General features: G+C 58.7%; 17 protein-coding genes and 1 tRNA gene. 13 read left to right on the forward strand and 5 right to left on the reverse strand.

All coding sequences use genetic code 11. The annotated features are described in order from the left end of the window. Window positions 1–36: 36 nt before the first annotated feature. Window positions 37–651 carry a superoxide dismutase gene (locus KCG45_RS00755; RefSeq protein ID WP_218315250.1) on the forward strand — a complete coding sequence of 205 codons (615 nt, stop codon included), beginning with the start codon at window positions 37–39 and terminating at the stop codon, window positions 649–651. A gap of 124 nt (window positions 652–775) precedes the next feature. On the opposite strand, the gene KCG45_RS00760 is transcribed toward KCG45_RS00755, so the two are convergent. Next, on the reverse strand, window positions 776–1831 hold the full coding sequence (locus KCG45_RS00760) for a fatty acid desaturase (RefSeq protein WP_369410707.1): 1056 nt from the start codon (window positions 1829–1831) through the stop codon (window positions 776–778). A 79-nt stretch (window positions 1832–1910) separates the two neighbouring features. Next, window positions 1911–3854: an excinuclease ABC subunit UvrC gene (gene uvrC, locus KCG45_RS00765; RefSeq protein ID WP_218315252.1), complete on the reverse strand. Its 1944-nt coding sequence runs from the start codon at window positions 3852–3854 to the stop codon at window positions 1911–1913. A gap of 89 nt (window positions 3855–3943) precedes the next feature. Between uvrC and KCG45_RS00770 the strand changes: the two genes are divergently transcribed. From KCG45_RS00770 to KCG45_RS00780, 3 genes are all read left to right on the forward strand, one after another. Then, window positions 3944–5128, forward strand: coding sequence for a BaiN/RdsA family NAD(P)/FAD-dependent oxidoreductase (locus KCG45_RS00770; protein WP_218316334.1), 1185 nt, complete (start codon window positions 3944–3946; stop codon window positions 5126–5128). Between the two features lie 177 nt (window positions 5129–5305). Beyond that, window positions 5306–6820, forward strand: coding sequence for a WS/DGAT/MGAT family O-acyltransferase (locus KCG45_RS00775; RefSeq protein WP_255547882.1), 1515 nt, complete (start codon window positions 5306–5308; stop codon window positions 6818–6820). After that, the gene (locus tag KCG45_RS00780; protein ID WP_218315253.1) at window positions 6820–7638 is read left to right on the forward strand and encodes an esterase/lipase family protein; all 819 of its coding nucleotides are present in this window, start codon (window positions 6820–6822) and stop codon (window positions 7636–7638) included. Before KCG45_RS00775 ends, KCG45_RS00780 begins: the two co-directional genes overlap by 1 nt. On the opposite strand, the gene KCG45_RS00785 is transcribed toward KCG45_RS00780, so the two are convergent. Beyond that, window positions 7635–10382 carry a TonB-dependent receptor gene (locus KCG45_RS00785; protein ID WP_218315254.1) on the reverse strand — a complete coding sequence of 916 codons (2748 nt, stop codon included), beginning with the start codon at window positions 10380–10382 and terminating at the stop codon, window positions 7635–7637. The genes KCG45_RS00780 and KCG45_RS00785 overlap by 4 nt on opposite strands. 309 nt (window positions 10383–10691) lie before the next feature. Here KCG45_RS00785 and infA point away from each other — a divergent pair, with 309 nt between their 5' ends. The 7 genes from infA (at window position 10692) to KCG45_RS00820 (ending at window position 16710) form a co-directional block, all read left to right on the forward strand. Continuing rightward, window positions 10692–10949, forward strand: a complete 258-nt coding sequence (infA, locus tag KCG45_RS00790) for a translation initiation factor IF-1 (protein ID WP_108786584.1) — start codon at window positions 10692–10694, stop codon at window positions 10947–10949. Window positions 10950–10964: 15 nt separating this feature from the next. Then, window positions 10965–11537 (forward strand): Maf family protein, encoded by a 573-nt coding sequence (locus KCG45_RS00795; protein WP_218315255.1) that lies wholly within the window; start codon window positions 10965–10967, stop codon window positions 11535–11537. Next, on the forward strand, window positions 11530–12519 hold the full coding sequence (locus tag KCG45_RS00800) for an Rne/Rng family ribonuclease (RefSeq protein WP_218315256.1): 990 nt from the start codon (window positions 11530–11532) through the stop codon (window positions 12517–12519). The genes KCG45_RS00795 and KCG45_RS00800 overlap by 8 nt, the downstream gene beginning before the upstream one ends. After that, window positions 12516–12704 (forward strand): DNA gyrase inhibitor YacG, encoded by a 189-nt coding sequence (locus KCG45_RS00805; protein WP_218315257.1) that lies wholly within the window; start codon window positions 12516–12518, stop codon window positions 12702–12704. Before KCG45_RS00800 ends, KCG45_RS00805 begins: the two co-directional genes overlap by 4 nt. 119 nt (window positions 12705–12823) lie before the next feature. Continuing rightward, window positions 12824–12898: transfer RNA gene (locus KCG45_RS00810), tRNA-Phe, on the forward strand. A 39-nt stretch (window positions 12899–12937) separates the two neighbouring features. After that, window positions 12938–13741 (forward strand): phosphoribosylaminoimidazolesuccinocarboxamide synthase, encoded by an 804-nt coding sequence (gene purC, locus KCG45_RS00815; RefSeq protein ID WP_218315258.1) that lies wholly within the window; start codon window positions 12938–12940, stop codon window positions 13739–13741. 65 nt (window positions 13742–13806) lie between these two features. Next, on the forward strand, window positions 13807–16710 hold the full coding sequence (locus KCG45_RS00820) for a M16 family metallopeptidase (RefSeq protein ID WP_218315259.1): 2904 nt from the start codon (window positions 13807–13809) through the stop codon (window positions 16708–16710). A gap of 92 nt (window positions 16711–16802) precedes the next feature. Here the strand turns inward: KCG45_RS00820 and KCG45_RS00825 are convergent, their stop codons facing one another. Continuing rightward, window positions 16803–19034, reverse strand: coding sequence for a TonB-dependent receptor (locus KCG45_RS00825; RefSeq protein WP_218315260.1), 2232 nt, complete (start codon window positions 19032–19034; stop codon window positions 16803–16805). 306 nt (window positions 19035–19340) lie between these two features. Between KCG45_RS00825 and purS the strand changes: the two genes are divergently transcribed. Together purS and purQ are read left to right on the forward strand one after the other, a co-directional pair. Then, window positions 19341–19592, forward strand: a complete 252-nt coding sequence (purS, locus tag KCG45_RS00830; RefSeq protein ID WP_218315261.1) for a phosphoribosylformylglycinamidine synthase subunit PurS — start codon at window positions 19341–19343, stop codon at window positions 19590–19592. After that, entirely contained in the window at window positions 19592–20281 is a 690-nt protein-coding gene (gene purQ / locus KCG45_RS00835; protein ID WP_218315262.1) for a phosphoribosylformylglycinamidine synthase subunit PurQ, read from the forward strand. Before purS ends, purQ begins: the two co-directional genes overlap by 1 nt. Before the next feature lie 14 nt (window positions 20282–20295). Here purQ and KCG45_RS00840 read toward each other — a convergent pair whose 3' ends face one another. Then, window positions 20296–22611: a putative bifunctional diguanylate cyclase/phosphodiesterase gene (locus KCG45_RS00840; RefSeq protein WP_255547884.1), complete on the reverse strand. Its 2316-nt coding sequence runs from the start codon at window positions 22609–22611 to the stop codon at window positions 20296–20298. Window positions 22612–22850: the final 239 nt, after the last annotated feature.

Below are 22850 nucleotides of genomic sequence, written 5' to 3' on the forward strand. Positions count from 1 at the left end.
CACAAGACTTTCAAACTGAAAAAGAGAGGCCCGCAAATGGCGTTCAACCTGATTGACCTTCCCTATTCCGACTCTGCCTTGGACCCGGCGATTTCCGCGGAGACGCTGTCGTATCACCACGGCAAGCATCACCAGGCTTACATCGACAAGACCAACAACGCGATCGAAGGGACCGCACACGCCGACAAATCGCTGGAAGAAGTGATCGGCGCGGCGCGCGATAGCGATCAAGGCCTCTTCAACAATTCGGCGCAAAGCTGGAACCACGGCTTCTACTGGCATTCGATGGCGGCGAGCGAGACTGCACCGTCGGATCAGCTCAAATCGATGATCGACAGCTCTTTCGGTTCGGTCGATGCTCTGAAAGAGAAACTGAAGGATCGCGGTGCAGGCCACTTTGCAAGCGGCTGGGTCTGGCTCGCCGAAAAGAATGGCGGCCTGACGATCGAAGAGACTCATGACGGCGACACGCTGGCCGATCATGACGGCGTAAATCCGCTCCTCGTGGTCGATCTGTGGGAGCATGCCTACTATCTCGATCACCAGAACAAGCGTCCGGCCTACCTCGACGCGGTCGTCGGGTCCAAGCTGAACTGGGCCTTCGCGAGCGAGAATCTCGAACGCGGGACGACCTGGACTTATCCGAAGTAGGTCAGCGCTTGTCATTATGGCTTAAGATAAGGGCCCGGCTCGTATAGAGAGCCGGGCCCCTTCTTATTTGTCCATGTTGTCGAGCAGACAGAGCGCGTAATTAGGGTGGCGCGCTATGGGCGCTTTAGGCAGGCAACCGCGCTGCCTCACGGAAGCTCACCAGCTTGCGCCGGTTCTCGTCCCATAGAGTCAGAAGCAAAGGCTTGATCGTCTGACGGGTCGTGAAGCGGTTCACTTCAGTCAGTTCCGGATGCACCTTAAGCACGTGCGGCAAGCGATAAAACGGAATGCGACTGGCGAGATGGTGAACGTGGTGTATCCCGATATTCGCGGTGAACCAGCGCAGCGCGCCCGGCAATTCGAGGTATGAACTTCCAAGCAGAGCCGCATCGTGGAAAGTCCAATCCTTGGCATGGTCCCAGTGCGCGTCCTCAAACTGGTGCTGGATGTAAAACAGCCAGACACCCACCGATGCAGCCGTCAGCAGGACCGGCACGAAAACAAGCACGGTTGCCAACAATCCGAACTGGAGGATCAATCCGATCATGATGACCGCGATGACCGCATTGGTCGCCATGGCGCTGATCCAGTATATCGACCCGGCCTTCATCAGCCCGATTGGCAAACGGTGACGCAGCATAAAGAGATATGCAGGGCCGAAACCGAGCAGGACGATGGGGTGCCGGTAAAGCCGATAGCCGAATCGACCCAGCCAAGATTTCTCGCGGAATTCACGGACCGTCAGGGTGTCGACATCGCCGAATCCCCGCGCATCCAGATTGCCTGTGCTCGCGTGATGCAGCGCATGTGACCGGCGCCAGCAATCATAGGGCGTGAGCGTCAGAACCCCAATCGCGCGGCCCAGCCAGTCGTTCGCTTTTCGGCCTTCGAAGAAAGCTCCGTGGCCGCAATCGTGTTGAATGATGAAAAGCCGCAGTAGAAACAGGCCGGCCAGCGGTGTCGCCAGTAATGCGAGATAATGCCCAGCGGAAACAGCGCTCAGCAATGCTGCGAAGATCGCGACAAATGGTACGAAAGTGATCGCGAACTCCAACCAGCTTCGCACCGCGTTGGGTGTGCGGAACTTCGCAAGATCGCGCGCAAGCTGGCGCGGGTCGAGCGCCATCGCAGCGCCATCGGCCTTCGTCGCCGCAGCGTCGTTTGATAAAGTCGCAGTCACGTTTCTTCCCGAATGTGTTTTCATTTACAAAGCTAGGCAGCAATTACTGCAATGTCACGACATCCTTTGCGGAATCACCCTAAGCCCCGGCATGATAGAAATCGTAAACCTGCCGCGCGACCTTATCGCTCACGCCAGGCGCACGTTGCAGGTCTTCCAATGCGGCCGCGCGGACTTTGCTCGCGGTGCCGAAGTGGAGCAACAATGCGCGCTTGCGTGCCGGACCGATGCCGGGGATTTCGTCTAGCGGCGAGGCGGTAATCGCTTTCGATCTCTTCGCCCGGTGTGCGCCGATGGCGAAGCGGTGCACTTCATCGCGAAGTGTCTGGAGATAGAACAGCAGTTTCGAATTGGTCGGCAGCGTTTTTTCTCTCCCATCGGGAAAGTGAAAGACCTCGCGGCCTTCCCGCCCGTGATGCGGACCCTTTGCGATGCCGATAACGGGGAGGTCTTCGATGCCGAGTTCGCCGAGCACTTCCATCACGCTCGACATCTGGCCCTTCCCTCCATCGATGAGGACGAGATCGGGCCAGATCCCTGCGCGCTCGCGGTCCGGATCATCCTTCATCGCGCGGGTGAATCGCCGTTTCATGACTTCGCGCATCATGGCGAAATCGTCATTGGTTTGCGCCTCGCGAATATTGAACTTGCGATATTGCGACTTTTCGAAGCCTTCAACCCCGGCCACGATCATTGCGCCCACCGCTTTGGTGCCTTGTATGTGGCTGTTGTCATAGACCTCGACCCGTTCCGGAGGTGCCTCCAGTTCGAGAAACTCCGCAAGTTCGCGGTTGACCTTTGCCTTGGTGCCGGTTTCGGCCAGGCGGCGATCGAGCGCTTCAACTGCGTTGCGGCTGGCCTGCTCCATCAATTTGCGCCTGTCGCCCCGCTGGGGGATCGAAAGGATGACCTTTTTATCCGCGAGTTCCGATAGCGCGGCTTCGATGAGCTCACTTTCAGGCAACTCGCGATCAACCAGCACGGTCGCCGGGGGCGGCACTTCTTCGTAAAATTGCAGCATGACATCTGAAAGGACCTGCGCCTCGTCGATATCCTTGATGTGAGCCGGAAAGAAAGCGCGGTGTCCCCAATTCTGCCCGCCTCGGATGAAGAAGGCCTGCACCGCAATATGGCCTCCTTTGGCGGAAAGCGCGAACACGTCCGCGTCACCCACGCCGCTCGCATTGATGGCTTGCGAACCCTGGATGAATGTCGCCGCCCGCAACCGGTCGCGCAGGATCGCAGCGGTTTCAAAATCGAGATCTTCGGCAGCCTTCGCCATTTGCCTCTCAAGATCGGCCTGCACCTGCCCCGACTTGCCGGCAAGGAAGTCCTTGGCCTGCCGAACCAACCCTTCGTAATCGTCTTCGGAGACCCGGTCGACGCAAGGCGCCGAACACCGCTTAATCTGATAAAGCAGGCAGGGGCGATCGCGATTGTTGAAGAAGCTGTCGGTGCACGATCGAAGCAGAAACAGCTTCTGCAGTGCGTTGAGAGTGGTGTTGACGCTGCCCGCACTCGCGAAGGGGCCGTAATAGTTGCCTTTCGCACGCCGCGCACCGCGATGCTTGTGAATGCGCGGAAACTTGTGATCGCCGCGCAACAGGATGAAAGGGAAGCTCTTGTCATCGCGCAGCAGCACATTGAACGGAGGGCGGAAGCGTTTGATCAGCTGCGCTTCGAGCAGCAATGCCTCAGCCTCGGAATTGGTAGTGACGATTTCCATGCTGCGGCACTGACTGACCATTCTTTGGAGCCGCCCAGACAGCCCGGCAACTTGCGCGTAATTCGCTACGCGAGATTTGAGGCTGCGTGCCTTGCCCACATACAGAACGTCACCGCGCGCATCGATCATCCGGTAAACGCCCGGCACGGGCTTGAGCGTCTTTACCGTTTCGCGCACCGCAGCGACGCCAGCCTCCAGGTTCGGCTGCGCACGTGCAACCGTGTAGGCCGCGCGCTCTTCGTGGAAGCGTTCGGCCCCTTGGGGGTTGTGAGGAGTGCCGGCAGACGTTTTCGCCATGGGGTCCAGATAGGGCGAGATACATGGCGTGCAAAGGGCGTGTCGGTAGGCGATTGGCAATCGGTGCGATCGCGCCTATCCGCAGGGGCATGCAGCAATTCGATGTAATCGTTCTCGGCGCAGGGGCCGCAGGCCTGATGTGTGCGGCACAGGCCGGACAGCGCGGATTGCGAGTAGCCGTGCTTGAAAAAGCGGAAAAGCCAGGCAAGAAAATCCTGATTTCCGGCGGTGGGCGCTGCAACTTTACCAACATCAATGCCGGGCCAGGAAACTATCTCTCGGACAATCCGCATTTCGCGAAATCCGCACTCGCCCGGTACACGGCGCAAGACTTCGTCGATCTGGTCAACAGGCACGGTATCGCTTGGCATGAGAAAACACTCGGCCAATTGTTCTGCGATGGTTCGGCGGAGCAGATTGTCCAGATGCTGCTCGACGAATGCCCCGACGACCATGTCCAGATCATCTGCGATGCCGATGTGAGCGCTGTGGAAGCCGTCGATGGAAGTTACGGCGTGATGGCAAACGGCGCGAGCTACCGCGCACCAAACCTCGTAATCGCGACCGGTGGCCCCTCCATCCCGAAGATGGGAGCAACCGGCTTCGCCTATGATCTTGCACGGCAATTCCGCCTCAAGGTTGTCGAACCGCGTCCCGCGCTTGTCCCTTTGACCCTCGGCGGAGACGACGTCTTGTTCCGTGAATTGTCGGGCGTGTCGGCACCGGTTCGCGCAACAGCGGGAGCGGGATCGCGTAAAACGAGCTTCGATGAGGCTGCTCTGTTCACGCACAAAGGCCTTTCCGGACCAGCAATCCTGCAAGTCTCTTCCTATTGGAAAAGCAATGAAGCCATCAGCATCGCTTTCCTGAAGCAGGCGGGACCGGAATGGCTCGTAGAGCTTAAACGCGAACGTCCAAAATCCGCACTCAGGACCATATTGCGCGAAGACCTCCCGGACCGACTTGCCGATGCCCTTGCCGATCGCCTTGGTATCGATCGGGAACTGGGCAATGTTTCCGACAAGGAATTGCGTTCTGCTGGGGAAAAAATGGCCAATTGGGAGTTCTTGCCCAACGGAACCGAAGGTTTCGCGAAGGCCGAGGTGACAATCGGCGGCATTGCAACCAGTGAGCTGTCGTCGAAGACCATGGAAGCCAGGAAATCGCCCGGCCTCTACGCCATCGGTGAAGCCGTGGACGTGACCGGCTGGTTAGGCGGCTATAATTTCCAGTGGGCATGGTCCAGCGGATACGCCGCAGCGCAGGCGTTCTAGCGTCGGCAGGCTTAAATGCTGCTGCAGCGCAACAATATTGCTCCGAATCCTTACCTAGCGGCAACGTTTGCCGTCTGCGTAAGGTTGTCACAGCACTGAAACACTCCTAGGCCTTGTTTCAGAGCCCGAAAACGGGCCGAAGCGAGCCTAATTTCGGCTTGCTTGCGGGAGAGAACCTTGCGGCAATTGCAAGGCATGGATTCCTCGTTCGTAGCGTTGGAATCGCCGAATTCGCCGATGCATATCGGCAACCTTCTGATTTATAATCCGGCTACTGCACCGGGCGGTTTCGTTCGGTTCAAGGACATTCTGAAGTTCTTCGAAGACCGGATGCAGCTATCGAAGACAATGCGCCAGCGTCTTGTCCGCGTACCATTCGATCTCGATTACCCTTACTGGATCGAGGATCCGAATTTCGATCTCGAATATCACGTTCGCCATGTCGCCCTTCCGAAACCTGGTGATTGGCGGCAATTGTGCATTCAGACCGCCCGCATCCACGCACGGCCCATGGACCTGACTCGCCCACCTTGGGAGTTCACGGTCGTTGAGGGCCTCGACAATGTCCGCGATTTCCCGAAGGGCTGCTTTGGTTTCGTGACGAAGGTCCACCATTCGGCCATCGACGGAATGAGCGGTATCGACCTGATGGAGGCGATCCATACGTTGTCGCCTTCTACCGCGCCGCCCAATGAGCCGGACGACTGGAAGCCGGAGAAGATTCCGGGTGCCGTCGAACTTCTCGGCAAATCCTATGTCAACGCTCTGCTCAATCCGCTCAAGCAGGCTCAAGTCGCCGCTCAGGCGGTTCCGGGTGTGGCGAACGCGATCAAAGGGTTGGTGACTCGCGACTTCAAACTCTCCAGCGACTATGTCCCGCCGCGCACGCGGTTCAACCGTTCGATCTCGTCGCATCGTGTGGTCGAAGGGCGCAGCTTCAGTCTCACAGAGCTCAAATCGATCCGTGCCCTCCTGCCTGAGGCGAAAGTCAACGATGTCGCTCTCGCCATAATCGGCGGGGCGCTGCACAAGTATCTGACGGCCAAGGACGATCTTCCGAAAGGCACCATGACGGCGATGGCGCCGATTTCTGTGCGTTCGAACGATGAAAAAGGCGACATGGGCAATCAGGTCGCGGCCATGATCGCACCCCTCGGGACCCATATCGCGGATCATGCCAAACGGCTGGAGTACGTTTTCGGTCAGACCAGCAATTCCAAGGCGATGACCAACGCGCTCGGCGCGCGCACCATGACAGAGGTCAGCAAGGTCAATCCCCTGCTCTACATGGCGCTCGGTTCGCAGCTTTTCAGCCGCGTCAGCCTCGCCCACCGGGTCGCGATGCCATTCAACACCGTGGTCACGAATGTCCCCGGACCGCCGGTGCACATCTACTCCGCCGGCGCGCGAATGGAGAGCATGGCGCTCTCGCTCATTTGCCTGACCGACGGATTGGGCCTCGCCCACATTGTGCAGAGCTATGTCGATGAGGCGATCATCAGCTTCACAGCCTGCCGCGATATCATGCCGGATCCCGAATTTTATGCGGACTGCCTGCAGGAAAGTTTCGACGAGATGCTGGCGGCTGCAAAGGCGGTTGACGCCGAACCGACGAAGAAAACACCGCGCAAGCGGGTAACCAAAACCGCAAAAAAACGAACAACAGGTCGTACAGTCAAGGAGACGAAGTAATGGCTAGCATGGCACCAAGTATGCATGCAGGCGGGCGTGAATTACCGGCAGCGGTTCCTCCGAACCGTTTCTGGACTTTCACAGAGGGCCGCGCATTCTTCGAGCTGGGCGCTTTTTACGCCGCCCGTCCATTTCTTTCCGCACTTCCGAAGGGAGACGGCCATTCTGTTGTCACCCTTCCCGGTTTTATGGCGACCAACAATTCGACTGCGCCAATGCGGAGACTGCTGAAACGTCTTGGTTACGACGCCCATGGCTGGGATTCCGGCAGGAACGTCCGCGTGAATGAAGCGCTGCTGTCGAAGCTGGAGTCACAGCTGAGCCGTCTCCATAAGACGAGCGGGCGCAAGGTTTCTCTTATCGGCTGGAGCCTCGGCGGCGTGCTTGCGCGCGAATTGGCGAAAATCCACCCGGACAAGGTGCGCCTGGTGATGAGCCTCGGCAGCCCGATTTCGGATGATCGAAATCATACGAACGCGGCGCGTCTGTTCGAGTTCTTCAACGGCAAGGAGCCGGAAGAGTTGCGCGGCGGTCAATTCCAGGGCCTCGATACGGCACCTCCGGTTCCAACGACCTCTGTCTACACCAGAACTGATGGCATCGTGCATTGGCGTGGAAGCGTACAGCATCCAGAGAATACGCATGCGGACCATCCCAGCGAAAATATCGAGGTTTATGCGAGCCATCTCGGCCTCGGCTTCAATCCATCCGTGATGGTGGCAATGGCCGATCGGCTGGGTCAAGCCGAAGGCGAATGGTCTCCGTTCGAGCCGAAGCTTCACCAGCGGCTCCTCTTCCCGAAAGTGAAACTCAGCTAGAACAGTTTGCGAATGTCGATGCCGACGAAGCGGCCTACCGGATCGATAAGAAACGGCTGGTAGTTGATGGGCGTCTCGCCGTTCTCATCGCGCACCTGACGTTGAGCATCGAAGATATTGTCCGCGCGCAGGCTGATCCGCAGGTTCTTGAGCGCATCGCTTTCCGATCCGAACAACTCGGCCAGATTGGAAAATACGCGCAGGTCGAACGTCGTAAGATCGCTGAAAAAGATGTCGCTGCTGCCCGGTAAACCAGACCCGCTAAGCCTCGTCTCCCCCGTGTATCGCGCCGAAATCCGCACGCCCAATCGCCTGCCAAAAACGCCCGCTTCGAGACGCGAGTTGTGGCGCGGAAAGCCGAACTGGCCTGTCCCGTCCCCATCAAGCTGATCGAGCCGTGTGAGCCCCGGAGCGATCAGAATGTCGTTCCGCAATTCGATGGTGTGGTTGAAGCTAGCGAAATAACGCCAACCAGGCCGGCGCCCCGATGCGAACGGATTTCCGCCTCCAAACGGGCCGCCTCCACCGCGAGCAACATCCTGCTGACCACCCGGACGCCCCCCACCGGAGCAGATCCGTTCCCGGAATTGATCGAGCGCTTCCTGTGAGATTGCGCCGTCATCCCCGCGCGAGCGGTCTATGATGCGCTTGAGGAACTCTGGCGGAAGTCCTGGCAAGATATTCGAGGTATCCTCTCCGTTTTCGACCGCGCTGATCATCCGCGCCAGCTGGTCGCGCCCATCATCGGCACAAATCCGCATCCGCAGCTCTTGAAAACGCTCCCGTCTCTCCGCGTTTTGCGGGCCATTGGCGCCGGGGCGGCCATCGTTCGCTCGTGCGCTGCGCGAGGCTCCTGGCCCCCCGCCGCGTGCGGATCTTTCGCCTGCGCTCGGTTCGGGTACGCCGAACGTCCCGCGCGTAAACAGGTTGAATTGCAAACGGTCCGACCGGGTTTCGGCAAACGTCACGAATCGCGTGTCGACCGCTGTCAATTGGCCTGCGGCGTCACGCGTGATCCGCCCTGGGAATGCAGCTTCGATCTCAGCAGTGACCGTGGGAAAATCGGCGGTCACGTCATCCGAACGATTGCGAATATACTCGACCGAGAATCTGGTATTGTCCCAAAACGGCAATTGCCAATTTGCCGCGAATTTCCAGTCTCGCTGGGTTTCGGAAAGCAAATCGGGATTGCCGCCCGTGACGACCGTCGCAAGCACCGTTTCACCATTCACGAAGTCGAACACTGGCGTGTTGAAGGTTGTTATCTGCGGATTTCCGAGTTGCGACAGAGACGGGGCAACTACTCTCACGATATAGTTAGCCGACAGGTCGAGCCCATCGGTCAGCTCCCAGTTGAGCCCGACATTATAGTCGCCGAGCAGACCGAAATCGGAAAGGTCTTCCAGCCCAGCCTGTGCCGTCAAGGTGAAACCGCCCAGCGCGTCGGCGAAGCCGTTGCGTCGACTGGTAAGCGGGACGACGAAGTTCGTGCCGGTCGAAAGCCGTCGCCGCGTTAGCTGGGTATCGAACGAAGCGCGTGTATCGGCGCTTTCGATCTGCAACCAGTCACCGCCCGCGTCGAAGGTTGCGATCAATTCACCGGCTGGCAGCGCTGCGATCGGGCCTCGCAGCGTGTTCTGCGCCTCGGTCGTAATCGTGCGGCGATTGGCAATATCGAACCCGGCATTGGCATTCACAGGAAGCGGGGCATCAATCGCAAGCAATCCTGCGGAAGCTTCGGCTTCGAGAGCGCTCGTATCAAATGGCTGATCGATCTGCGTTTCTGTCTCGCTGAAAGATCCGTCAAATGTACTGGTCAATCGGAATACACCCACGGATTTGCTGAGCGAGCCCGAACTAGACACCGTATCGCTCGATATGCGGCGTTCCAGCGAGGTTTCTTCCCCGAACGTCCGAGTGACACTCTCGCCCGCAGCATCTGTCAGAGTGACAGTGTTCAGTCCGGACAACGCGGTGCTGTCACTCCGCGTATAGTTGAGATTGGCGGAAACCGACGTTCCGCTGTCAATGAAAGCCTTCGCCCAGCTCACATTGGCTTCAAGAGATCGGCTGTCGGCAATGAGACTGCGGAACTCCGCCTGATCGGGATCGCCGGCAACCTCTGAAACCGAGCCCGGTGTCTGGATAATATCGCGTTCCGATTCGGTCAGCAGGCTAGTATCGTTCGCCTCGAAATTCAGATTGAGCCGCCCCCCATCGGCGATCTTCAGAAAACCCAGTTCCTGTTCGTTGACGAAGTATCCGCCTCGCGATGGTCCCTCGAATTCCAGCTCAATTTCGCGGCTTGCGAAGTTGTCCTTTAATATCAGGTTGATAACCCGGCGATCGGGTGGGAAGCCGAAGCGTTGGGCGACTTCTTCAGGGAACACTTCAACTCTGGCCAATGCCTCGGGAGGGTACTGAAAGAATTCTCGAAAACTCCCGACCCTGATCCCGTTGATCAGCGTGATTGGTCGCCCACCGCCGCGACCTCGCGCCGATCCTGTGCGAGCTGTGATTTGCTCGATCAGGTCCGCGATCGAGGCCACGCCTTCGGCAGCGATATCTTGCTCATTCAGCTCCAGCAGCGGAGGTTGTTCGACGACCAATTGTCCGCGCAGGCGCTCCGCCTGAACAACGATTTCATCCTCCAGCGGTGCGGCCACTTGGTCAGGTGCAGGTGGGTCCGATTGACCTGACGGCTCTGCCTGCAACGATGATGTGGTGACCGGCATCCCGGTCATGCCGATAACCAAGGCCGACAGACATGCACCTGTACGCACAAAGGCAGGAAAAGAGACTGAGGGGTGCATGGCTGCCTTTTCTTGAGCAAAGTCTGAGGGCCGACAAGCGTCTGAATTGTATCGGTTTGCACCATTTGTTACGCGAGCAGAGATGAACGGGATGCACACCGTGCCTTAGCGAGCCGGTCACGGCGTATACGCACTAGGCTTCCATTTTGTTCTCGGCATCGCTAAATGGCCGCCGAGAGCCGACGAGCGGCTGCAAATTTACCTGCGCATTTTCGCGCCTTAGATGACCGAAGGAACTACATGGCCAAAGAAGAACTCCTCGAAATGCGCGGGCGCGTTGTCGAATTGCTGCCCAATGCGATGTTCCGGGTCGAGCTTGAAAACGGTCACGAGGTTCTGGGCCACACGGCGGGCAAGATGCGTAAGAACCGCATTCGCGTGTTGGTCGGCGACGAAGTGCTGTGCGAGCTAACCCCTTACGACCTGACCAAGGCGCGTATCACCTATCGTTTCATGCCCGGTCGCGGCGGCCCGGGTCAGGGCCCAGGCCCAGCGTAATTGCGCGGGCAGCCCGTGAGCGCCCTTCACCTGACACTCGCCTCCGCCAGTCCGCGCCGGCTTGAGTTGCTAGCGCGGCTCGGGATCGTACCGGACGAGATTTGCCCTGCCGACATCGACGAAACCCCCATAACGGGCGAACGTCCGCGCGACTATGCCCTGCGCATGGGTGAGGAAAAAGCGGCAGCGACGAGCGCCCCGCAATTCGTATTGGCTGGTGATACGGTCGTGGCAGCAGGTCGCCGTATCCTGCCGAAGACGGAGGGCGAAGGCGAAGCACGGCGGTGCCTCGAATTGCTTTCCGGACGCCGACATACGGTCCTTTCCAGCGTTGTCCTGCGCGCGCCCGATGGGAGGTGCAGGTCGCGCCTGAGCGAGAACATCGTGCGGTTCAAATCGCTCTCCCACGCCGAGATCGACTCCTATCTTGTGGGCGAAGAGTGGCGCGGAAAAGCGGGTGGGTACGCGATTCAGGGCGCAGCGGAAGGCCTCATCCAATGGATCAGGGGTAGTCATTCCAGTATAATGGGCCTGCCTCTTTACGAAACCCGCACGCTGCTCAAATCGGCAGGGTTTCCGATTGGCTGAGTGGTTGATCGAACGCGGCATCGGCGAAACCCGCGCTTTGCTTGTAGACGCCGACAAGGTTCTCGCGGCGAAACTTCATTGGCCGGGGGAGTTGCGCGCGGGGAGCGTGCTCAATGCCGCGCTCACCTCGAAACCGGCGGGCGGGCGGCGCGGCACAGCGCGTCTTGACGACGGACGCGACGTGCTGGTCGACCACCTTCCGCCCGAAGCAACCGAAGGCGTGAAGATCGTCGTGCGCATAGCGCGCGCGCCCATCGCCGAACGCGGAAGATTAAAGCTGGCTCAGGCTAGGTGCGTCGGTCTGGCTGACAAAACCGAGAGCAAACTATGGGCGTCAGACGTACTTGGTACGCATGACGCCTTCGCGCTCGGTACCGAAGTCCGTTATCTGCCCACCGGGCTGTGGGAGGATGTTTGGTCGGCGGCTGCCTCTGGCACACTCGACTTTGCCGGTGGCGAAATCCTGATCAGTACGACGCCTGCGATGACGCTGATCGATATCGACGGCGACGGAGAGCCAAAGGACCTTTCGCTGGCGGCTATCCCTGCAATAGTGCGCGCTCTTGGCTGGTTCGATCTTGGCGGCAGCATCGGGATCGATTTCCCAACCATCGCAGAGAAAACTGGGCGTAAGGCTGTCGATCGAGCCCTCGGGGAGGCTTGGACCGATTGGTCGCATGAGCGCACCGCAATGAACGGTTTCGGATTTGTCCAGCTTGTCGCACGGCTTGAAGGGCCATCGCTGCTCCATCGCTTCGCCACCTCACGGACCGGCATGTGCGCCCGGATGGCTTTGCGCCGAGCGGAACTCGCTGAAGGCATCGGCCCATCGCTCCTGCTGACGGTCCGCCCCGCACTCAAGGCTAAGCTCAAGGGTGAATGGCTGGACGAGCTTGCAAGGCGCACAGGCAAACAGGTGCGGATCGAAACGGATCCCGGACTTGCGCTCGAAGCAGCCCAAGCCCAAATTGTCGCATCATGAATACGAAGCGCTCGAAACCCTGTCCGATCTGTAAGAAGCCACGCTCCGAACAGCATGCTCCGTTCTGTTCGATCCAGTGCAAGGATCGCGATCTCGCGCAGTGGTTCGGCGATGGGTATGCCGTGCCCAGTCGCCCCGCGAGCCCCGAAGAAATCGCGACCGCCGATTGGGACACGCAGGAATAGGCTGGGATGTCCACAAATCCCCATTTCCCTCTTGCCAAGCGGGCGCAGCTTCGCCATAGGCCCGCTCTCATTTGCTCGCCGGTTTGGGCCTTTCATGCCAGACCGTCGCCGCAGCGAGTGCCCGGGTAGCTCAGGGGTAGAGCAGCGGATTGAAAATCCGCGTGTCGGTGGTTCAAATCCGCCCCCGGGCACCACTTTCTGCGGTTTATAAGCCGAGCTTGGAGGCTGCTCACATGTCCCGTCGTCGTCAGATTTACGAAGGCAAAGCCAAGATCCTTTATGAGGGTCCGGAGCCGGGCACCATCATCCAGTATTTCAAGGATGATGCGACAGCCTTCAATGCCGAAAAGACCGGGACCATCAATGGCAAGGGTGTGATCAACAATCGCATCAGCGAGCATGTGTTTAGCCGCCTTTCGCACATCGGTATCCCGACCCACTTCATTCGCCGCCTGAACATGCGTGAGCAGCTCGTGCGTCAGGTCGAAATCATTCCCATCGAAGTGGTGGTGCGCAATGTCGCGGCAGGCTCGATCTGCAAGCGGCTCGGTCTCGAAGAAGGAGAACCGCTCCCGCACACCCTGATCGAATATTATTTCAAAGACGATGCACTTGGCGATCCGCTGATCTCTGAAGAGCACATCGCGTGCTTCAATTGGGCCAGTCACGAAGAGATGCACGACATCTCCTCCATGGCGATCCGCATAAACGATTTCATGTGCGGCATGTTCGCCGGCATCGATATCCGCCTAGTCGATTTCAAGCTGGAATTCGGCAGGCTTTACGATGGCGATTACAGCCGCGTAATCCTCGCCGATGAAATCAGTCCTGATGGTTGCCGTCTGTGGGACATGAAATCGGGCGAGAAATTGGACAAGGACCGCTTTCGTCGGGACCTCGGCGGCGAGGAAGAAGCCTATCGCGAAGTCGCGCGGCGGCTCGGCTTGTTGCAAGACGAAGATAATGGGCCTGGCGAAGTGCTCGACCTGTCGAGCCACCGTTCACGGCTTCGCGGAACGCCCCCGACCAAGAAATAGACTGACAGCGCCAGTTCATTCGCTAAGCTGCAAAGCCGGGGGATGAAGAGGTACTGCCAAGAAATATGAAACTGTCTGCACGTGTTATTGCGGCGGGGCTGACGCTTGCCCTTCCCAGCCTCGCACTGACCTCTGGCCTCGGCGCACAAGAAGCCCCTAATCCCTCGAAGGAAACGTCAGACCAGGAATCGGTCCAAAGCGAACCCGCCTGGTTTTTCGAAAGCAGCGACGTCGAGGTCGATCCGGGGTACGTGTTCGGCAAACTCGATAACGGGCTGCGATATATAGTCCGGCAGAACTCGACGCCTGAGGGTACAGCGCTGGTCCGAATGCGGATCAATTCCGGATCGCTCGACGAAACGGAATCCGAACGCGGCCTGTCGCATTTTCTGGAGCATATGGCGTTCAACGGGTCCACCGGCATACCCGAAGGCGAAATGATAAAACTGCTTGAGCGTGAGGGACTGGCATTCGGTGCAGACACCAATGCCACTACGGGTTTCGATGCGATCACATACCTGCTCAATCTGCCCCGCAATGATGCCGACCTCCTCGATACGGCGCTGATGTTGATGCGTGAAACTGCGAGCGAGCTCACCATCGCTCAGGACGCGGTCGAACGTGAGCGCGGCGTCGTGCTGTCAGAACGCCGGGATCGCGCGGGATTTCGCCAACGGGCGCAGGAAGACAGCTTAGAATTTCTTGCGCCGGACGCGCGCTTTTCCAAACGGCTGCCGATTGGTACGATTGAAAGCCTCGAGACGGCGTCCGCCAAGCAACTGCGCGGACTTTATGAGCGCACTTACACACCTGCCAATACGGTGCTTGTCATCGTTGGCGATTTTCCGGCCGAGCCGATGGAACAGAAAATCCGGGCCCGGTTCGCAGATTGGCAGGCGGCCCCTGCACCAGTCGAGCCGGAGACCGGCCCGATCGACATTACCCGTAGCGGCCTGACCGATATCTATGTCGATCCTGCACTGTCCGAGAGCGTCGCCTTCACCCGATTGGCGCCGTGGCAGGATCGGCCCGACAGGGTCGCCGAGCGGAAGGCGACGATCGTTCGATCACTCGGATACCGTATCGTCAATCGTCGCCTCTCTCGGCTCGCGCGCGGGGAAGATGCACCGTTTCGTGCAGCACGTTTCGGCAGCAGCGATGTGTTCGAGGATGCTCGCGCAACCACGCTGACGATATCGAGCGCGGACGGAGAATGGCGAAAAGGTGTACTTGCGGCAGTGCGCGAGGTTCATCAAGCGATGACCTTTGGTTTTACGCAAGCCGAGATAGACGAACAGTTGGCCAGCATTCGAACGGCTCTGGAAAATGCAGTCGAGGGCGAGGCGACCCGGACCAACCAAGCCTATGCCGGTGCTGCGCTGTCTCTTGTTTCCGATGACAGAATACCGACCACACCGAGCTATCGACTTTCCTTGCTTGAGGACGTGCAGGGCCAGCTCACACCAGAAAACGTGCTTGCCTCGCTGAGAAGCGATGCAGCGCCTCTCCTCGAGCCCCTTATCCGGTTCCAAGGGCGAGAAGCGCCAGACGGCGGCGCGGACGCGCTCAGGTCAGCTTTTCTGAAAGCAATGGAACTGCCAATTTCCGCGCCCGAGGACATCGGCTCCCTCGAGTTCGCATACACCGACTTCGGCGAGCCCGGCTTGGTCGTCTCAGACACGACCGAACCTCGTCTCGGCTTTCGCTATGTCACCTTTGCGAATGGCGTTCGCCTGACTCTCAAAAAAACCGACATCCGCGAAGATCGCATCCGCTTTCGCATGTCCGTCGACGGCGGCGACTTGATGAACACGGCCGAGGATCCGCTGAAAACTGCGATGATCTCAGCCCTCGCAGGTGGCGGTCTGGGACAGCACAGCCAGGATGAATTGCGCACCGTTCTGGCAGGACGCACGGTCGGCTTCGGCCTTGGAAGCAATGCAGAAAGCTTCGTGATGGGATCCAACACGACGCCGCGTGATCTCGAACTGCAATTGCAGGTAGCGGCGGCAACGCTGGTGGACCCAGGCTATCGGCGCGAAGGTATGGAGCGATATCGCCGGGGAATAGAAAGCTATTTCGCCACTCTCGATGCGACACCTTCCAGCGCACTAAGCACCCGCATCGGCAGCATCCTTTCAGATGGCGACCCTCGGTTTTCTCTGCAGCCGGAGGCCGATTTCCTCGCGCTCGACTACGCCAAGCTGAACGCAGCGATAGAGGATCGTCTTCGCAGCGGAGCGATTGAGATCGCTCTGGTAGGAGACCTTGACGAGGATGCAGCCATTTCTGCAGTCGCGGCCACCCTTGGCGCACTGCCGCCGCGCGAGGCAGAGTTCCAGCCCCGCGACGAAGCACGCACGCGAAGGTTCACCGATGACCGGTCCCCGCGCACCATAACCCACTCCGGCGAAAGCGATCAGGCAATCTTGCGGCTCTATTGGCCGACAACCGACGACGATGATTTTGAAGAGACGTTGCGCATTTGGTTATTATCGCAAGCGGTACGGCTGGAAATGCTCGACCGGCTGCGGGAAGAACTGGGTCAGGCCTATTCTCCCTATGCAACGACGAGGAGCAGCCGCATTTACGAAGATTACGGCACCTTCTCTCTCGGCGCTTCAATCGACGTGGGGCAGATTGCCGCGACACGCGAAGCCATTACCGAGATGCTGACCGATATCCGTGATGGCGATGCCATCGACAGCGATCTGATCGAGCGCGCTCGAAAGCCGCTGCTGGAAACCTATGACAATGCGCTCAAGAGTTTGGGTGGATGGATGGGCCTTGCCGACAACGCACAGAGCCAGCCGGATAGGTTGGAGCGATTTTTCCGCGGTCCCGACCTGCTGATGGGAATTACTCCAGCGGATTTGAAGGCCGTGGCCAATCGATATCTCGATCCGGAAAGCGCGCTTGAAATTCAGGTCGTACCGGGAAACGACGCGCGGGATATCGCGAATAGTTGAGCAAAAAAGGGGGCCGCCAGTTCGCCTACTGACGGCCCCGCAAGATTTAGCCCGGTTATTGTCTTAGCGCAGCCGGGACCCGCAGCTCTCGATCAGTAATCGAACCCAAGTGAAACTCCGAACACTCTGGGTTCGTTGACGAAGGCAGTGTTGTTGTTGAAATCGATCACGCCCTGGACGTTATCTTCCGACGTGATGTTGCGAGCAAAGGCTGCAAGTTCCCACGCCCCGTTATTGGCGCGATACCCTACCCTCAAGCCGCCTTCGAATCGGCTGCCCGCATTGAATTCGAGGCTTTCGTAAAGCAGAAAATTGGTATCGCCGAGATATACCCAATCGGTGAAGATGAAGAACTCATCATCGTCGCCCACCGGAATCGTGTAGCTCGCAGTGAGATCGCCGCTCCATTCCGGTGCATTGGGGAAAGGATTGCCGTCAACCGATGCAAAAACGACCGGGCCAAAGGGTCCGGCTATCGTCCGCGTCGGATCGGTAACGGTGCACTGCGCGCACGTTCCAACCTCGAGATTGGGATCCTTGATCTCTGTATCGTTGTAAGCGATGCCGATAGTGACTTCGAAATTCGGCGTGATCTGGAATGCGGTGTCCAATTCGAAACCGTACGCTTCGCCTTCGTTGGCGTTGATAAGCTGCACCAGGTTGCCTGCGCCGCCGACTGCTGTGAATTGCGGATCGTCGACTGTGTAATAGAACACAGCGCCGTTGATGCGCACTCTCCTGTCGGCCAGCTCGGTTTTGAAACCGGCTTCATAGGACATGATGTTCTCTGACTGCGCAACCGATGGCGGATTGAAGAACGCGACATCGCGTCCTTGAATGGTCGGGCCGCGGAATGCGTCTGCCACCTTGCCGTAGACGCTCACATCATCGGACAGATCGACAAACAGGCTGACATCCCAATCGAACTGGTCGTCCTGGACGCTGACAGGCTGCGGTGCAGCACCAGAGACGACGAAGAAATCCTTCTCGTCATCGGTATAGCGCAAACCGCCGGTCAGACGGACGGCTTCCGTCAACTGATAGCTCGCTTGACCGAAGACGGCCCAGGCATCATTCGTGTGATTGACGGTGACGGGAGGAGGAAAAGTGAATCCTACCGTCGAAACGTCGAAATCACTCTCGAAATAAAATCCGCCGATCTGCCATGTCAGTGGGCCATCGGTGTTCGAGGCCAGACGAATCTCCTGCGTAAACTGGTAGAGATCGATCGAATCCTGCGTGTCCGAGGGGAAAGGGATGAATCCCGGCCCGGTCACCAGATTGCCGCCGTCGATATCGCCGCGGCTGAACCCTTCGCTTTCGTAATAACCCGTGATCGACGTCAGCGTCGCGCCGTCGAACTCGTATCCTAGGTTTAGCGTCGCACCCCATTGCTCATATTCGGCGGGGTTACCGCCGCCCGCGTCATAAAATACGGTATCGCGGTCGTAATTCGCGTTCAGATCGTTGTCGCCCGGTCCAAGCACATTGGCGCGGAAGAAAGTCGAGCTGCCTTCGAGATCGCGGTACTGGATCTGCGCCAGCGCAGTGAAACGCTTCTCCTCGTCAGGGGTAAGCAAAAGCTGCCCACGCACGGCGAAATCGGTGAACCCTCCGAGTGCGTCATCCTCGCCGGTGAAGCCGTTGTCGATCCAGTCGCTGCGGCGCTGGAGCTGGGTCGACACGCGGAACGCCAGCTTCTCCTCGACGATAGCCCGGCCGACAGCTGCGTTCAGCGAGACCGTGTCGAACGATCCGTAAGACACGGATCCGCGAATGTCCGCCTCGTCGCTGGGCCTCACCGTGTTGATCTTGACGATGCCGGCAGGTGTGTTGCGACCGAACAACGTACCTTGCGGTCCGCGAAGGACTTCGATGCGCTCGATATCGAAGATGGGAAAGCTCTTGAGCGTCACGTTTTCGAGAACAATGTCGTCCATGATGACTGAAACCGGCTGCGAGGCGGCGAGATCGAAATCGGTGTTGCCGAGACCGCGGATGTAGAAACGCGGCGCAACGCGGCCATTGGAACTTTCCACGTTCAGACCAGGGACCGAGCCTGCGAGTGCTGTGGTATCCCCGGCTGCCGCGAAAATATTGTCGACTCGTGTCTGGTTCAGGATGTCCGCGGAAACCGCAACATCCTGAAGGTTCTCCTCGCGGCGGTTGGCCGTGACGATGATCGAGGAAAGCTGGCCGGCATCGGCCTCGCTTTCATCCTCGGCGTCTTGCGCCGCGGCCGGCGCGGACAGCCCGAATGCGGCAGCGGTGAGGATGGTTGAGCTTGTGAGGATCGAACGGATGGAAACAGCGCAGGATGTCATCGGAATAGCCTTTGATTTGGGTCGATGAAGGGCGAAACTGCCAAAAACTACGACCCAGCAAGTGCCAGACCAGCGCGATTCTGGCGAGTTCGACCAATCAGAATCCTGCGAGAAACTGCTAAAGCGAGGTCACTCTGCCATTCGCTGTTGCACTCGGGCGACACCTAGGCACGGCACGAGCTGCCAGGCACACATCCCAGACAGCCAATATAGTGGGAAGGCCCACCACAGGAATTGCGCCCACCCATGCGCACGCTATAGGGTCGGACAAATTCGCACCTTGCCGTCACGCTGAGGAACAATCTCATGAAAGTCCGCATTCTCGTCCGCCTCAAGCCAGGGGTTCTCGATCCGCAGGGCCGCGCTGTCCACCATGCTCTCGAAGGACTCGGATTCGAAGGCGTGAAAGATGTCCGGATCGGACGCATGATCGACATGGATGTCGCCGATGGCACGAGCGACGACGCGCTCAACTCGATGTGCGAAAAACTACTGGCGAACATGGTCATCGAGGATTTCGCGATCGAGAAGCTGGACAGCGAGAAGGAGCCAGCCTGATGGGTTTCCGAGCGGGCGTAATAACCTTCCCCGGTTCCAACTGCGACCGCGACATGGCCGTCGCACTAGAGGCTGTTTCCGGCGAACCAGCCCTAAGGATTTGGCACGGTGATGCGGACCTGCCGACCAATTTGGATCTGCTCGCCCTGCCCGGCGGCTTTTCCTACGGCGACTACCTGCGTTCAGGCGCAATGGCCGCGAAGAGCCCGATAATGCGGGCGGTTGTGGCCGCAGCGCAGAGCGGCGTGCCCGTACTCGGCGTATGCAACGGCTTCCAAGTCCTCACCGAAAGCGGGCTGCTGCCGGGCGCGCTGATGCGCAATTCGGGCCAGACTTTCGTGTGCAAAACCGTTCCCCTCAAGGTCGAAAACACCTCCTCGCTCTTCACAAGAGGATTCGAGCCGGGCGAAATTCTGCGAGTTCCCATAGCGCATCATGATGGCAATTATTTTGCCGATGAGTCAGTGCTGGATCAGCTTGAAGGTGAAGGCCGCATCGCGTTTCGTTACGGCGAACCCGTCAACGGATCGCGCCGCGACATTGCGGGGATACTCAGCGCTAACGGAAGGGTGCTTGGCATGATGCCTCATCCGGAACGCGCGATTTCACCGGCAGCGCATCCCTCTTTGGGCGGCGCGGATGGTCGCAGACTTTTCGAGAATGTCATCGCGGCGTTGGTCAACGCCTGAACCGAAGACGGAGATCAGCTCGCCTCGCGCTGGTCGTTCATGGTACGAAACAGGCGGATGGCTTCTTCTTTCGACATCGGCCTTCCGAAATAGAATCCCTGAATTTTGTCGCAGCCAAGGTTGCGGATAAGCTCGGCTTCCTCTGCCGTCTCGACACCTTCGGCAGTGGTCGTCATGTCCAGGCTCTGCGCCATCGCCACAACCGCGTTGATAATGGCGAGACTTTCATTGCTGCCCTGAGCGGCGCCCTGCACAAAAGTGCGATCGACCTTGATGGTAGAGAATCGCAGCTTTCGCAGATAGCCTAGCGAAGAATACCCGGTCCCGAAATCGTCCAGCGCAACCGAACACCCGAGAGCCATGATCTGCTCAAGCGAATTGCGAGCCGTCGTCGCGTCTCGCACGAAGATGCTTTCGGTGACTTCGACTTCAAGCCGCTCTGGTCTCAATCCGCTGGCTGCAAGTGCGTCGATCACGTCCTGGTGAAATTCGGGCTCAAGGAGCTGCTCTGGCGACACGTTGACGTTGACCTTGATGTCATCGGGCCATGCCCGCGCTTCCATGCAGGATTCTCGCAAGATCCACCGGCCAAGGGGCACGATCAAGCGGGTGTCTTCCGCCAACGGAATGAACTTGCCCGGGCTGACGAACCCGTGCTCGGGACTGTTCCAGCGCACGAGCGCTTCGAAGCTGACGATCTGCTCGTTTCTTGCATCAACGACTGGCTGGTAATGAAGGACGAATTCGTCTTCGAGCACAGCCTTGCGAAGCGACACCTCCAAACGCCGTCGCTCCTCCGCCGTGGCGTGTAGCTCGGGTTCAAACCGGCAATGCTCGCCCCCACCGACATCCTTTGCGCGGTAAAGCGCCAAGTCGGCGTTTCGCATAAGCTCTTCGACCGAGTTTCCGTCGCGCGGACCGACCGCCGAACCGACGCTCGCCCCCACATACAATGTGTGCTGGTCAACCTGATATGGCTCGGAAAGCACTTCGATCACCTTGAGCGCGGTGCTGCTTATAAGGTCGCTGTCGCTGGCATCGCGGATGACGATCGCGAACTCGTCACCGCCAAGGCGCCCGCAAAGCAAATCGCCGCCAATGATCGTCTGAAGCCGAGAAGAGACCTGCGCGAGCAGCTTGTCGCCTATCATGTGCCCAAGCGAATCGTTCACCGCCTTGAAGCGGTCGAGATCGACCATCAGGAGCGCACAGCGTGTGCGCCACTGGGCGGCATATCGAAGAGCCTCGCCCAGGCCTTCATTGATCTGTAAACGGTTGGGCAGCGCTGTAAGAGTGTCGAACCGAGCGAGGTAGGCGATCTTCTCGCTTGAAGCTCGCTGCTCGGTCACGTCCGACCCAACGCCGCGAAACCCTATGAACTTGCCGCGGTCGTCGCGCATAGGAGTGCCTGATAATTCCCACCAGCGCTCTTCGCCCCGGATCGAAACGTGCACGATCAGATTCGAGAAGTTTTCATGGGCCTTCAGCCGCTCAGCCAGCTCACGCAGGCTCGGCGCATAATCTCGAGGATCGCAATCCCGTGTCGCGATCAGTTCAAGCAATGGCTTGCCCTCGACTTCTGATTGTCGGTGCCCCAATGCAAAGGCAAATCGGGGGCTGACCGAGCGCAACCGGCGAGTTGTATCTATCTCCCAGAGCCAATCTGCTTCGTTCTCTTCGAATTCGCGCAGGAGCAGCGAGACGACCTCCTCCTTCTCGACCAGGCTGGTCTCGGCGATGCGGGCCGCCAGATGCACACGGCCGACTTCGATTGCACCCAGAACAGATGCGACCATGAAGACAAATGTCATGCCTACGAGGATCCACATATCCGACAGGGCAGCGTGGGTCATCGTGGCCAGTGAGATGAGGATGGTCGCGCCCACGATGCTTATCGGTGCGTTCGTGGCGAAGTAAATGGAACCGGCAACGATTAGGACGAGGACAAGGAGCAGGGAGGCAAGGTCAGTCGCTGTGCCGAACGGGGCAAAGACAAGAACAGGAACCGACCACATCAGGCCCGAAAGGATCGCACTTGAAAGATTCCGTCTGAAATCCTGCGATGTCACCGTCCGGCTCTCGGAATCTGCCAGCTTGTTATCGATCAGAATTCCGCGAGCATGCACGAGGCACAGACCGAGCAACCACGCCGCAAGCCAATGGAGCGGAACGGTGCCGATATAGATTTGAGCGACAAACAGCGCGAGCACGGCCTGACCGCATCCTCGGCTCACCGTAAGCTTCGCCAGTGAAGCGTATTGCAATCCGCGCAGACGCACCCAATCGGCATCACCGCGGTTCTTGAATCCAAGAACCGCGGATACTGACAACTCAGGTGGTCTTGCCTGCTGTTGGGAAGGAACCGGTTTGCTCACACGAGACCAATTAAGGAGCAAAGGTTAGAGGGGGGTAAAATTGCGGAACAAATCGGCAAGTATTTCCAGATCGCGAGTTGGGTATTTTTCCATTTTGTTACAGATTGTTAGGGAAAAACACGCGCCATCGCCGAGCCATATTTAGTCCAACTTAACCATGCCATCCATTTGAGAACCTGGCAGGCCACGAATTC

Source organism: Erythrobacter ani, assembly GCF_019204025.1.
GTDB lineage: Bacteria > Pseudomonadota > Alphaproteobacteria > Sphingomonadales > Sphingomonadaceae > Erythrobacter > Erythrobacter ani.